This window comes from Clostridium sp. (assembly GCF_036781005.1).
In the GTDB taxonomy this organism is placed as follows: domain Bacteria; phylum Bacillota; class Clostridia; order Clostridiales; family Clostridiaceae; genus Clostridium_B.
Genome location: NZ_DAIQBT010000054.1, coordinates 1 through 13,138, shown reverse-complemented (window position 1 = coordinate 13,138; position 13,138 = coordinate 1). Strand labels below are relative to the sequence as shown.

14 protein-coding genes and 1 pseudogene are annotated in these 13,138 nt (G+C 27.9%); 2 read left to right on the top strand and 13 right to left on the bottom strand.

Annotated features, from left to right (window positions below; genetic code table 11):
• The 4 genes from V7Q02_RS14860 to V7Q02_RS14845 form a co-directional block, all read right to left on the bottom strand.
• Window positions 1-207, bottom strand: a 207-nt coding sequence (locus tag V7Q02_RS14860) for a hypothetical protein (RefSeq protein WP_333861874.1), incomplete at its 3' end; no start/stop codon positions are given.
• 285 nt (window positions 208-492) lie between these two features.
• On the bottom strand, window positions 493-666 hold the full coding sequence (locus V7Q02_RS14855; RefSeq protein WP_442882175.1) for a transposase: 174 nt from the start codon (window positions 664-666) through the stop codon (window positions 493-495).
• A gap of 474 nt (window positions 667-1,140) precedes the next feature.
• A complete protein-coding gene (locus V7Q02_RS14850; protein ID WP_333861873.1) occupies window positions 1,141-2,598 on the bottom strand; it encodes a DUF4179 domain-containing protein in 1,458 nt (485 codons plus the stop codon).
• Window positions 2,595-3,158: a sigma-70 family RNA polymerase sigma factor gene (locus tag V7Q02_RS14845; RefSeq protein WP_333861872.1), complete on the bottom strand. Its 564-nt coding sequence runs from the start codon at window positions 3,156-3,158 to the stop codon at window positions 2,595-2,597. Before V7Q02_RS14845 ends, V7Q02_RS14850 begins: the two co-directional genes overlap by 4 nt.
• Before the next feature lie 313 nt (window positions 3,159-3,471).
• Between V7Q02_RS14845 and V7Q02_RS14840 the strand changes: the two genes are divergently transcribed.
• On the top strand, window positions 3,472-3,660 hold the full coding sequence (locus V7Q02_RS14840) for a hypothetical protein (RefSeq protein WP_333861871.1): 189 nt from the start codon (window positions 3,472-3,474) through the stop codon (window positions 3,658-3,660).
• A gap of 811 nt (window positions 3,661-4,471) precedes the next feature.
• On the opposite strand, the gene V7Q02_RS14835 is transcribed toward V7Q02_RS14840, so the two are convergent.
• The 8 genes and pseudogenes from V7Q02_RS14835 to V7Q02_RS14800 form a co-directional block, all read right to left on the bottom strand.
• Entirely contained in the window at window positions 4,472-5,914 is a 1,443-nt protein-coding gene (locus V7Q02_RS14835) for a cell wall-binding repeat-containing protein (RefSeq protein ID WP_333861870.1), read from the bottom strand.
• A gap of 58 nt (window positions 5,915-5,972) precedes the next feature.
• Window positions 5,973-7,880, bottom strand: a complete 1,908-nt coding sequence (locus tag V7Q02_RS14830) for a M56 family metallopeptidase (protein WP_333861869.1) — start codon at window positions 7,878-7,880, stop codon at window positions 5,973-5,975.
• 19 nt (window positions 7,881-7,899) lie between these two features.
• Window positions 7,900-8,274, bottom strand: coding sequence for a BlaI/MecI/CopY family transcriptional regulator (locus tag V7Q02_RS14825; RefSeq protein WP_333861868.1), 375 nt, complete (start codon window positions 8,272-8,274; stop codon window positions 7,900-7,902).
• Window positions 8,275-8,354: 80 nt separating this feature from the next.
• On the bottom strand, window positions 8,355-8,468 hold the full coding sequence (locus V7Q02_RS14820; RefSeq protein ID WP_333861867.1) for a D-glucuronyl C5-epimerase family protein: 114 nt from the start codon (window positions 8,466-8,468) through the stop codon (window positions 8,355-8,357).
• Between the two features lies 1 nt (window position 8,469).
• Window positions 8,470-8,936: pseudogene (locus tag V7Q02_RS14815) on the bottom strand (D-glucuronyl C5-epimerase family protein).
• 713 nt (window positions 8,937-9,649) lie between these two features.
• Window positions 9,650-10,300 carry a hypothetical protein gene (locus V7Q02_RS14810; protein WP_333861866.1) on the bottom strand — a complete coding sequence of 217 codons (651 nt, stop codon included), beginning with the start codon at window positions 10,298-10,300 and terminating at the stop codon, window positions 9,650-9,652.
• 91 nt (window positions 10,301-10,391) lie between these two features.
• Window positions 10,392-10,682 carry a hypothetical protein gene (locus V7Q02_RS14805; protein WP_333861865.1) on the bottom strand — a complete coding sequence of 97 codons (291 nt, stop codon included), beginning with the start codon at window positions 10,680-10,682 and terminating at the stop codon, window positions 10,392-10,394.
• 178 nt (window positions 10,683-10,860) lie between these two features.
• Window positions 10,861-11,283: a hypothetical protein gene (locus V7Q02_RS14800; protein ID WP_333861864.1), complete on the bottom strand. Its 423-nt coding sequence runs from the start codon at window positions 11,281-11,283 to the stop codon at window positions 10,861-10,863.
• A gap of 325 nt (window positions 11,284-11,608) precedes the next feature.
• On the opposite strand from V7Q02_RS14800, the gene V7Q02_RS14795 reads away from it, so the two are divergent.
• On the top strand, window positions 11,609-12,841 hold the full coding sequence (locus V7Q02_RS14795) for a TolB family protein (protein WP_333861863.1): 1,233 nt from the start codon (window positions 11,609-11,611) through the stop codon (window positions 12,839-12,841).
• 32 nt (window positions 12,842-12,873) lie between these two features.
• On the opposite strand, the gene V7Q02_RS14790 is transcribed toward V7Q02_RS14795, so the two are convergent.
• Entirely contained in the window at window positions 12,874-13,044 is a 171-nt protein-coding gene (locus V7Q02_RS14790) for a hypothetical protein (RefSeq protein WP_333861862.1), read from the bottom strand.
• Window positions 13,045-13,138 lie beyond the last annotated feature (94 nt).

The window sequence follows — 13,138 nt, the reverse complement described above, 5'->3', positions numbered from 1 at the left end:
TTTGGCTTTCCCGGCAGCTTCAGTTAAAATATTAGAAATACTCCCTTCAGATATATGAATATCAAATATATTTTTAAGATGTGCCTGAATATCCTCAATGCTTCCCTTACACTCAACAGCACAGCTTACTATAACCCTTCTAATTGTCTTTTTATCTATATTAATTGATGCATAATTTTCTTTATTTATGGAATTATAATAGTACATGTGTTCAACCTCCTTAAAACTTTTAGTTTTATTTAGAGGTTGGCTTTTTTTTAAGGCTTTTTATACTATGAAATTTATGGGGTATTTATTAGATCTTAAATTTTATAGTATAACTAATTTGTTTGAATTTAATGTAAAATTATTTTCATTTCTTTAATTGGTTAATTTCCTGTTTTTCCATCCATATTATTCTAAATGAAAATCTCCATCATATTTGAACTACGCCAAATTTATAAAATAAACATTTTACACAATAACAATTAAAACTTGATTTAGAGCTTATTCCTAAATTATTTTAATCTTTCTGAAAGCGATAAAAGCACAGGCAAGCTTAATAAGCCCCAAATAGGCTGCATCTGTTTTCTCAAATCGAACAAGCAATTTTCTAAAACGATTCATCCATGAATGGGTTACTTCTACTACCCAACGACGAACTTTGTAAGCTGGATTGTTCTCCATATTCTTTCTTGTCTTCTGGAAACTACATGAGGAATATAGCCTGTAAGAACTATAATTTCTAAAGCTGGCTCTCCAGTATATCCATTGTCCTCACATTTGTATCATTTGCAGAACTCTCCCTATCCCTTTTTCTTTATTATCGTATCATACCAGAAACTATTTAGGGATAAGCTCTAAGTTATAAGTTTCTACTCTTTATTATTGAGAAATTACTACAGTTGCTTTCCTCTATAAAATGGCTCCGGCAGTATTCTTCAAAAGCTATACAATAGTTATCAACATCGTAAAATATTTCTACTAATAAATTTTGCATAAAATCCCATCCTTTCGTTTTATTTTTTTGTTTATATTTATATAATAAAACATTTTGATGGGATTTTTTATATCTATAACTCTTTTTTTATTTTCGAACTCACGTTATATAATTAATGCTAATACTCAACAAGCTGACCTTATATTAACATTCATCAGATATTATTTATCCAAATTGATTTTAAACTTTAAATCCTCTCTAAACTCCACATTGCTAAAATCATTAGTATATATAGTATATTTTTTGCTTGGGTCAAGTTTCTCAAACTGTCTTACGAATTCATTTGGCTTGCTCTCATCTTTTCTTATATCATAACTTTTATAATGAACCATTTTTCCAAGAGAATCTTTTATCCATAAACTTTGTGCCTCAAAATATGGTGCTTTACCTTCCACCCTATATTTAACTGTTGTATTGTCGCTCTTGGCTTCTATTTTTTCTATTATAATTTTTCCCATTTTCCCTTGAGAAAGTTCTATGGGGTATACTCCATCAATTGTCTTACTTATCTCTGTAGGCTTTTTGCCTTCAATAGTATAGTGTATTTCCTTGCCATTCTTATCTGTACACTCTCCTCCACCTGAAGTGATAATCTTACATGGAACAATAGTTAAATATTTTGGAATTTTATTAAGTTTATTATACTGCATCTCCACACTAAAAGTGCCTTTATTAATATCACCGCTTCCACCACCTAATCCTTTAGGTATGATCTCAACTCCTTTATCATCATAAGCAATCCAATAGTCATACTCCATTAAGCTACCATCATGATTTACTTTTACATCATTTTTAACCTTTGCCTTGTCTTTATAATTTCCACTTATAAAAATAGACGTATCTATAGGCGAGAACACAACTTTGTCTACATTTGCAATACTATTTGGAAAATCAAGCTTAATATTTGGCTTAAATACAACACTATCTTTAAGCAATTCATCTTTTGATGCACTAAAAGAAAAATTCCATTTTCCTTTTACATCTGATATTTCATCTACATTTAAAGTTATATTTATTTTATTTGAAGCATTCTTTAATAAATCAGTGTGAATTTCTTCACTTCCAACATATGTGTACTCATCAGTATAATTTCCTACGGAACTTCCATTTGATCCAGATGTTTTTCCATCAATTTTTAAAAACATACCTAACCCAAATGTCTCTAAATTTTCAATTTTATTGTCACTTTTTATAGTATATCCTATCACAAGCTTTGAATCATCTGCTATTATTTCATTTATTGTAAGTGTTACTCCATTGCTTATAACTGGTCTATTTATAATTTGAGAATACTTTTCATATTCCCCATGAAATCCGAATTTATCGTTTAATTTTTGCGTTATTGAATTCAAAATAGGAATATTTTTTGCAAAAGTTGGAGAAACACAACCTATGCCTATTATACTTATCAAGCTGAAAATTGCTGCTATAGACCCATACTTTAATAATTTAAATTTACCATTAGCATTTATCCTCTTTTTTAGATTTTTCTTTATTCTTTTCTTTGCTGTATCAGTCACTTCTTCATCCATAGAATCAAACTCACTTTCTCCAATATTTACACTATTAAATAATCTGTATATATCTTTTTCTTCCATATTAAAATCATTAATATTCATAATACTTCTCCTTTCAAGACTATAAGTTTTTCTTTTAGAAATTTACGTCCCCTTGAAAGTCTCTTATCAACCAATCCTCTATCAACTCCAAAGCTCTTTGCTATGTTTTCTATTCCTTCATACAAAAAATACCTTCTTATAAATATTTCTTTATCACGAGAATTCATTTTGTTTATTGCCTCCAAAACCTCTTCCTTATTTTCCTTTGATATTATTAAATTTTCCACATCAATTCCATCTTCAATACTATAATCATCCACACATTCGTTTTTACTTTGCTTAAAAAATTTTCTTTTATAATCTATTGACTTATATTTTGCTATAGCTGTAATCCAATATTTAAAATTCCCCTTTTCACTATCAAAACTTTCAATGTTATTCCATACAGCCCAAAACACATCGTTGACACATTCTTCCGTATGTTGCACTTGAAATGCTGAGTTTAATGTAGTACGTACAACTTTAAATACTAAATTACTATAATTGTCCACTACAAATTCAAGGGCTTTTTGATTTTTATTTTTTATCTGTTCTATAAAATTATTTTTATCTATGTTCACATTTTTACCTCCCTAAGAAGCTTCTCATATACTAATACGAAAATACAATCTATTTTCTGACATTAATCTTTGTTAAATCTGTTAAGTTGTTGAATTTTATTTCTCCTAAGAACAAAAAAACCTCCTAAAGGGAGGAAATATCTCAAATGACATTTTAAACGGACAGATAAGTCTATAAGCCAGGTTCTATATTATATTTTTAATGGTAATATAAATAGAATTATGTTGGAATAAATCCCTATTTATGCAGATTATAGCGTTTCACAAACACCTAATGAATGTTATTATTAAATAAAAAGGAGAGTTCTCATATATGAAAATTCTAAAGTATACATCTCTATGGATTATAAGTTTTATTGCATTTATGTATGGTTCATATATTCTTGAGGTAATATTTAATAATGATTCTGATTCAGGTACAATATTAATTACTTTATATGCATTAGGAGCAACTATAGTAATTTGTACATACCTGATAATAAATTCTATAAAACAAAAATAAGCACCTAACAATACTAGTGGTCCAAGACTTAATTCCGTACACACCTAAAAATATACATTGTTAGAATACTTTTATATTTACAATACCCATTTGCAGTTTTTACCAACACCTAAAACTGTTTTTAGGTGTACGTGGTTAATAAACTATGCTTTTAAAATTTTGCCTGCATAACTCCACTTAAATGATTTTCACATATTTTGATTGTAATACCTTATAAAATCTAATATCTTCCCATCAAGTTCATGAACCGATTTAAAACTTGCACGTCTCTTTTATATTCATGTTCACATCTTTCAATCTCACCCGGTCTTGCAGGCTTTGATGGATGTTTATGTTCTATTGCCTGTATGCCTGTTTTTTCATCACAACTTAGAACATGAAATCCTTCTTGCTGCAGATTATTAATATTGAGATAAATCTAGCACACTGTACCTGTACGTCTTTCAAATTCTTCTGGATCTTTTAACTTATCTTTTGAGTTTAGCCACCCTTCAAACTGGTGTATTTTCAAATCCATTTCCTTTAAATATCTACAAATTTGCCTTGCCGATATACTTTCAACAATATTATCTTTTATAGCTTTACAAGCTAATTCTTCTGCAGTCCAATGACTTAGAGGATTTTCACCTGTTTAGGTGTTGCGTTGAAATTTAGGTGTCCAATTAATTACGTCCTGAGCCACTAGGAATAATATTTAAGAATAACTCCCCTAATGATAAACTAAAAATTCATTTTATACTTATAAATGGATTTTTAGATTCAGAAAAAGTCTATCTTAATAGGGGGAGAACGCTCTTTCTGAATCTAGGAATCATTTTATATTATTAGATGAAAAGCTAAGTATAGTTACTCCCATATCTTCTTTTATATCTTCACTTTCAAGCAAAGCATATCTGATATTATTATTTGAACATGTTTTTACTATTTTACCAAAAGATGCTGAAGTTCCTGCTGTTATAATATTTGCCTCACTATAAGCGTCATAAGTTACATAAATTAAATTTTTACCATCATATTTTATATCTGCTAATTTATTAATCCATACCTTATTTCCTTGTTTTACATATTTAATTATCCTTACTTTACCTTCTTTAAAATTGTTGAAATTCTTAATAAATTCATCAAGTTTTTTTGTGTTATAAACCTCATTTTCATCTTCACTACCTTTAGAATCTATTGTGGATATCATAACTACATTACCATCTTTTATTGCCTGATTTCTATCATTTAATTTAGAAATATCAATAGTATTAACTATATTTTCCACATCATCTTCTAAAGCTTGGCTTATTACCCCTGTTCCCCCATATATAACTACATTTTTAACATTATTAACTATATTGCCACAGTCAAAAGTTTTATTTACAAATACAATAGCCATATTATTTTTAGCAGAGAGTGCAGACCCACAAAGTGCATCAGAGAATATGCTATTACTTGCCAATGCTATCCCATTTATTTTATCTTTATTTTCATTTATGAGATTTGAAGCCACCTCCTCTGGTGTATTGCCTTCAACTCTGGAAACATTTAAACCTAATTCTTTTAAGTCAGAATCAACATTTGAGGAAAGTATACTACCTCCACCTATTATTTCTATATCCTTTATACCTAACTTTAATATTTCTGATTGAGTAGCTTGATTTAAAACATCTCCATCCGTAAATAAAATTGCTGCATTTTCCAATGCTGCATAAGTTGAGGCAGCTAACGCATATTGAAACTGACTGCTTGTTGTCAAATATATCTTTGATACCTTAGATCTATTATTTAGTTCATCTGCTATTTTTATGGCTGTATCATATCTTGTAGCTCCAAATATCCTAGTGACAGTATATCCTTCTGATTTAAAAATATTTTCCTGTGCTTGAGATACTGTACCAATTCCTCCTAATATATATATATTCTTAGCTTTTAATTTACTTATCTCATTACTAATTTCATCAGGTGTACTGGTTACGTTGGTGAGTAGTATAGGTGCATTCAAGGAATATGCAAGAGGTATCCCCGCCAAAGCATCTGCAAAATTAATATCCCCCTCAGCACCAACCAATACCACATTATCTGACTGTTTCCACCCATATCCAGCTATTTTAGATGATGTATCAAATCTATTAGTTCCTCCAATTCTTACTACATTTTCAATTCCATTAGAAGTAGAATATGCATATGCCTTATTAGATCTTAGTAAGATTAATGAAGATGCAGACAGAGACACCATTAAAACCAAAGCTAATAATTTTTTATTTTTCATAAAATTTATCATTCCCTTCACTGTGCCAAAGGCACAAAAATTAATAACAATGCATCAACTAATCCAATTGAAATTTAAAACTACCCTTCGCTCCTTCTCCCACACTTTCAATATATACTCCTTTAGATGCAGATAAAATATTTACAATTTCATCTGCAGGATTCTCTTTTTCAAATAGTTTTTTTCCATCATAATAAACTCTTATGGTGAATTTTCCACTTACAATATTTGAATTAATTTTTATAGTATAAGGCTCTCTACCATAAGCTATCTCTCTTATATCAATTCCATTAAATGGATTGAATTCTGCATAAAATGAATTATCTTCAGTGTTATCATTCCAATATTTTTCATCTCCAGTCCATCCTTGACAAGTTATAGAACTTGGATAATCTAATTCTCCTAATTGCTTATATTTCACACTGCAATCTGGAAGAGTTCTTTCCAAATCATCAATAGCTGATTTGGTGATTTCATTAAATGAAATATTTAGATTATGAAGAGCTTTAAAATTTTTCATATTTTTTAATGAAGTTAAATCTTCTATTCCATCTGACGATAAATCCAACCTTTCTAGATTTACTAAATTTTTCAAAGAAGATATGTCTTTATCTAATATAAAATAATTTCTCGAAAGGTTTAGATAGTGGAGCTTTGTTAAATTTTTCAAAGGGGATATGTCAGCTGCATAACTAAATGTTAAATTCAAACTCTTCAAGTTAGTGAAATTTTCAATACCCTCTAAAGATTTAAGTTCTTTTTCCTTATATGATAAGTTAAGTTCATCTATTTTTAATACATCGCTTTTTAATATATCTCCCTCTGGTTTATTTATTTTCTCTCTTAAGGCTTTTTCCAAAGTTTTATTTGTAAATGTGATTTTATGGTTATCTAGGGCACTTACTTTTAAACTAGACGATATCAATCCTACTATTCCTACAGCTATAATAACTATGACCCCAAATAATATGCCTTTCCATGATACCTTTTCATATTTTGATATCATAATAATTCTCTTTTTTATTTCAGATTTGCTGCTAACTATTGAGGTAGTTCCAATTAAAATCTGTGATTCATTAGTTAACTGTATCAACTTTATAATTGCACTTCCATACTTTATATTTTCCCCATATTCTAAATACTTTATGGCACAGTTATCACATGCAACTTCACAATCCTGTCTCATCTTATAAAATCCATACCATATCACAGGATTATACCAGTATATAATATTTAGTATTATCAATATCCAATTTACTAAAGTATCTTTCCTTTTAAAATGAGAAAGCTCATGTAATAAAACATACTTAAATTCATCTTCTGAAATACTTTCCAAAATCTTCATAGGTATAAAAATTGAAGGCTTGATAAACCCATATATACATGGATTATTTATTTTATAGGTATATACTAAATTTACTTTTTCTTTAATAGCCATTATGTCTAAACAATCATCTAAAATTTTATTAATATTAGATGATTGCTGGTAAGTAGATGATTTTTTAATAAGTCTAATCTTTATAATTCCACATAATACAAATATACTCATTATCACAATGCCTAGAATCCATATACATATAAATATAAACTCATAATCAATTTTTTTATCTGGTTCAGGTATACTATTTGAATTTATAGTGTTTTTAGATTTCTCTGTAATTCCAGTGTTTTTTATAGGTTCTACCTGTTTAACATCTGATATGTTAAAGTTATTTTTATTAATTTTAAAAATATGCTCTGCTCCAGCAGCCCTTATATTCACTACAGAATTAAATATGTTAAATATACTGAAATTGCTCTCAGGACCATAAGGTATGATAAGTTTTATTATTAACAAAAACCATATATAGTAGTGAAATTTGATATTAAGCCTTTCCCTTAAAATTAATTTTATTAAAAGTATGAATATAACTAAAAAGGTTCCCTGCAGTGACATTAAAAATAGTGTTTTTACTACATTTATCATATTGAAAACTCACCACCATTTATTTATGGGCATTATCTAAAATTTTCTTCAGTTCTTCAATATCTCTCTCTGATAAGTTTTTAGTTTTTATAAAGTTCATTAACATCAAATTCATAGATCCATTAAATATTTTATTTAAAAAAGACTTACTCTCTGAGATTTTGTACTCCTCTTCATTAATCAAGTTATAATAGTAGTATTCTTTTCCTTCTTTCTCAAAATCAATAGCCCCTTTATTAAGTAATCTATTTATTAATGTCTTTATGGTATTAGGCTTCCATTCAGTCTTACCTTTAAGCTGTTCAATAATTTTATTTGCTGTTATATTAGGATTCTTCCATATTATTTTCATAATTTCTAATTCCGCATCAGAGATTGCAACTATTTTCCTCAAAAATATTCTCCTTTCTGTTTATAAGTATAATTTATAATTTAATATTACACCTGTAAACAACATAAGTCAATAATTATATATCAACCAATATAGGATTTCCACATTAAATTATAGTATTTGTATATGGGATTATTAGTTATAGAATACATGGCATCTACAAGTTCTATATGAGTTGCATGGTATTGTATATTCATGTTAGGATACTGATCCCTTTTTTGTAATATATGCTGCATCATAAGCTGTCATACAGCCTAAATCGTATTTATGTATAACTTTTAGAAGTATATCATTACAATTAACAAACATCTTATGAGCATCTCCTTTATATATACTATCTTTAGTTTGAGATAAATCATAAATACCTATAATAGTAAATATAAAGCCATTTAAAGTATATGATTTTGGGGTAGTAATGTATTCTTGAAAAAATACATTATCGGTTCCATCTAAATCCTCACTAGTATCCTTGGTACCACCCTTATTTACTGGTATACACATAAACACATAAGCTTTATCTGCTGCATCTAAATATTTATTATCACCTGTTCCTGATATGCTCGTACAAAGGCACTTATAGCTTGTCCTTGGGCTAATGATGATACCCAGCCTGGTTTGTAGATATCACTGTTTATGTAATGCTTGAAACTAAAATCAAGTCTCATGGCACCCGAAGGACTCTGCAAGGATAATAATTTATCAATTGAATCTATAAATTGTTTTCTAGTACCAGTTCCATTTTTATATCTGCCAAATGCAGTTAAAGAAAATTGTGCTATTGTTACAGGATTATAATGAAAATTTCCATCTCCCCCATTATAAGCACTATATTTAACCATAGGTAAGCCATTTTCATCAAGATGAGTAAACTCACTTTCATGATAACAAGTTTCTTTACTGGCATTAAAATAATCATCTGTAGTTGTGTAATCAACCCTATCTAAAAATACATATCTTGTTTTTTTAAATTCATTACTCTTAGCCTTGCTATCTTCTAAGTATTTAATTGTTTCAATTGGTTCTAATGCTTGTCCGTGCTGTGATAATATAAGATATGCTTGTGCTTTCAATTTCAAAGATTTACTTGATGAAGGGTTATTTACAACAGCTTCATATCCTTCAATAGCTTCTTTATAGCTTCCTACTGAATGTTTATATTTAGAGTAACTTAATATAGTTTCTGGATCATTATTAATTGATGTATAAACATTTATAGCAGATGGTACTCTGCTATTTTTAAAATATATATTAATAATAGTCACTATTATTACAGTAAGTATTACTATTATAATTCTATTATTAGTTTTATTATTTCTCATTGACATTACCTCTTTTTTTGACTACATTTTGAATTAACCTTTAACTATCTATAGAAAACCTACCTTAAGACAATAAAATTATTTACATTACCATTATTCATTTTATAAACCTGTGAAATGCTCTTATTCGTCAGATTATATGAAAAAATACTTTTTATTCTCAGTTTTCTTCCATTGGAGTATAATGGCTTTTGTTTAAAATCTTCTGCTAAAAAGTATATTTTTTCTTCATCTTTAGAATACTGTATTTGTTCTATAAAATTATATCCTTTAGGCGTTGAAAAAATGGGACTTAAGCTTCCAGACTTAAAATCCTTAATGAAGACCGTTTGTTTCAGTGTACTTTCTTTAAAAGGATTTCCTTTGTCTATTTCTATCAAAGCTTTTTTACCATCTCTAGACAAGGAGACATTAACTATATTTTCTTTTATATTTCCTATACTTCTCATTTTATTTCCCTCATCATCAAGCAAGCTAAGTGTATAATTACAAGGTTCTAGTTCTATTTGTAACAAGTTCGACTTTTCCATTAAATTATACCTTTCAGTTTCAAAATTACTTACAATAAATATCTCTCCCTTTTCCGAAATATAATCAAAGGTTTTTATTGAAATGTCTATTTCCTGTGAATTAAAGATTCTTAACTGATTAGTTTTTAAATTATATTTAGCTAATGAAAAATTTCTATGATTTTTTTGCACTATTCTCATATATATTTTTTTTATTATCATCTATTCTTATGGTATCCACATTAATTATGCCCTGTGAAATACTGGTCAGTTGTTTTTTTTCATTTGTTTTTTAATTTAGTGAAAATAATTGTATGTATTTGTTATTATTCCTAGTTGTAAAATATAGAAATGAATGATTTCTGTCCATTTCACCTGTAGGATACCCTGTCATTTTGTTTTTATAAATAACAGAATCATTTCCTGTAGATATGGTATGCAACTTATATTGTGTTTCAAGTTTTAGATTTGTTGATATAGTTAGTATTTGCTCATCATTTTTAGTAGTATTTTGAAAAGTACAGCTACTTAGTAAACAAATATATAAAAAAATTAATATAACTGATACCGTTAATCTCTTCAAATTAAATCCTCCTAATATATAATACATACTCGACTAATATATTGAATTTATAAAATATATTTATATATACATTAATCAGAATGTCTATATTAAATAATATAATTTTACTTAATAATGAACATTCCGATTAAATTATTTACTATGAATTCCTTATATAGATGCTGTATTTTTGAAATTTTTAGCTGTGAGAATATTCACCAACTATTACTCCTATATCTAAATCATGGCCAAATACTTGTGAAAAAATATATGGTCTTATATCCAATACAACATATTTTTTATATTTTGAATTATAAGGTAAGCTATCTACATCCCACTTGTATAGTGTTACAGTTCTACCATTTGATAAATCTCTTGAATATACAATAATTCCAAGTGCACAATCATCCACACTACTAGATGTTGCACAATCATAATTACCTAATTCATGATCACCTTGTCCAATTGTATCCGTGAAATAAGAAAATAATCCTGATCTTTCTGTATAGGAATTGGGAGATATACTATTACTATTAGGACTTGTCCTATCAAAAGCAGTACTGCTAGAATTTTCAGTACTTATAAATGATGGATTACCAGTACCATCATATGCTACTCTCATACCAGGTTGTGGCTTAGGTAAATTTACGTCTAATGTTGAACTTTTATCTTTATGAATAAATTTGAAATAGTTTAAATATAAATATAATTAGTCATTTTTTAATCTATATATAAACTACCATTTAAATATATTTGCATTATTTCTTATAAAAATAATGCCGCAATGCAAAAAGTATGAAATAGCTTATTTCATACATGAAAAACATTTTAATTCCCTTCAACAACTTTTTATGTCAAAAAAACACTGTTTCATGCTTTTTGTATTTACATTTTATATGAGATCTATTAGAGTTATAATGTAAATTTATACCCAAAGGAGGTTAAGTATGTTGAATAAACCACTTTTTAAAAAAGTATTTTTATTAAAAAAAATCCTATTTATGTTTATGACACAATTGTTAATTATTGTTTTATGTGTAGGTTGTAATAAGAAAACAGGTTATGACTTTTCAAATTGGCCTTACACCGTTCAAGACGTCTATGGTTCCAAAATATTTGTACACAATCCTACGGATGGATTATTGATTGATATTAAGGAAAAAAACATAACAAAACTTTTTGACTCCGAAAAAGTAGATGCTACAAGAGTACAGGGAAGTACCACCGTTACTAATACCATTAGTCCAGATTGTAAAAATATTATCTTTAATTTTGATGGAGGAGATGAAGATTTAATTGATAAAAATAAAAATGAAGATCAATTAAGAATATATGATATACAGTCTAAAAAATTAAAAACTCTTGTTGAAAAAGGTGGATACAACGCAGTAGGCTGCTGGTCAAAGGATAGCAGTAAGTATATATTTAGCAGTGATAGATTAGATAGTATATACATATATGATGTAAATAGCAAAAAAAGTGAAAAAGTAAAAAGACCTGACGGAAAGTTTAAACGTAATTGTAATATTGTATATATTAAAGATAATTATATTCTCTGCGTCATTGACAACAGCTTATACCAATATTCAGATAATAGTTGGAATAAAGTGCTGGATAACTGGGATGGATACATCTATAAAAATAGTAAAGACAACTGTTATTTAATAGATAAAAATCAAGTCTCAAAGTTGGTACCCAAAACAAGACAACTTAACAAAGTATATTCAATACCAGCAAATTTAAATGCTATTCCCGTATTTCATGCTACAGATATGTTCGCCTTCATAAATGACACTGAAATTCATGTGTTTGATACATTAACCAATAAAGAAATTCTATTTAAGGTACAAAATAAATTAGAAGATTTTCCAGTATATTATATTTCCCCAAATAAAGATAAAATTCTTATGAGGTCTTATGATGATGATAAAATTACGGTAGCTACTATAGGTAATCCCATAATTTACAAATATGATACACTTAAAAAACCATCCCGTTATCCTGCTGGCTGGTATGATAATGATTCCTTCATTTTAATAGATGGAGAAAATATAAAGAAGCCCAAAGCAGTAAATATAAAAACACAAGAGGAAAAAAACTTAATTGGTGGTAATGTCTCCATTCTTGTTAATTCACTAAGATTTAATAATAAAAGAGTGGATAAGAAACCTAAACAATAATTTCTCATCCACTCTGGCTAACAGAAACTAAATTACTCAACTATACTAAATGCCCAACACTCCATTGTAGATTTTTTTCCTCTTTTTATTTCTCCCAGAACTTTAACGTATTTTCCTTGTTGATGTGCTTCAATTGCCTTATAATAATCAAATCTTTCTAATTTGGTAGTTACTGAATGTGATTTATTATCATCATCAATCACAAGTGTTGATTAACCAGTTTTTTACTTCAAATTATAGACTTATTTTTGATATTATTTAAAAATAAGTTAATGAATATATAGACTTCAATCTCAA

Coding starts and splice junctions, on each gene's coding strand:
- V7Q02_RS14850 (WP_333861873.1), bottom strand. CDS start 2,598: ATGAATATTAATGATTTTAATATGGAAGAAAAAGATATATACAGATTA.
- V7Q02_RS14795 (WP_333861863.1), top strand. CDS start 11,609: ATGTTGAATAAACCACTTTTTAAAAAAGTATTTTTATTAAAAAAAATC.
- V7Q02_RS14830 (WP_333861869.1), bottom strand. CDS start 7,880: ATGATAAATGTAGTAAAAACACTATTTTTAATGTCACTGCAGGGAACC.
- V7Q02_RS14855 (WP_442882175.1), bottom strand. CDS start 666: ATGGAGAACAATCCAGCTTACAAAGTTCGTCGTTGGGTAGTAGAAGTA.
- V7Q02_RS14820 (WP_333861867.1), bottom strand. CDS start 8,468: ATGAATATACAATACCATGCAACTCATATAGAACTTGTAGATGCCATG.
- V7Q02_RS14840 (WP_333861871.1), top strand. CDS start 3,472: ATGAAAATTCTAAAGTATACATCTCTATGGATTATAAGTTTTATTGCA.
- V7Q02_RS14800 (WP_333861864.1), bottom strand. CDS start 11,283: ATGAGAGTAGCATATGATGGTACTGGTAATCCATCATTTATAAGTACT.
- V7Q02_RS14810 (WP_333861866.1), bottom strand. CDS start 10,300: ATGAGAATAGTGCAAAAAAATCATAGAAATTTTTCATTAGCTAAATAT.
- V7Q02_RS14835 (WP_333861870.1), bottom strand. CDS start 5,914: ATGAAAAATAAAAAATTATTAGCTTTGGTTTTAATGGTGTCTCTGTCT.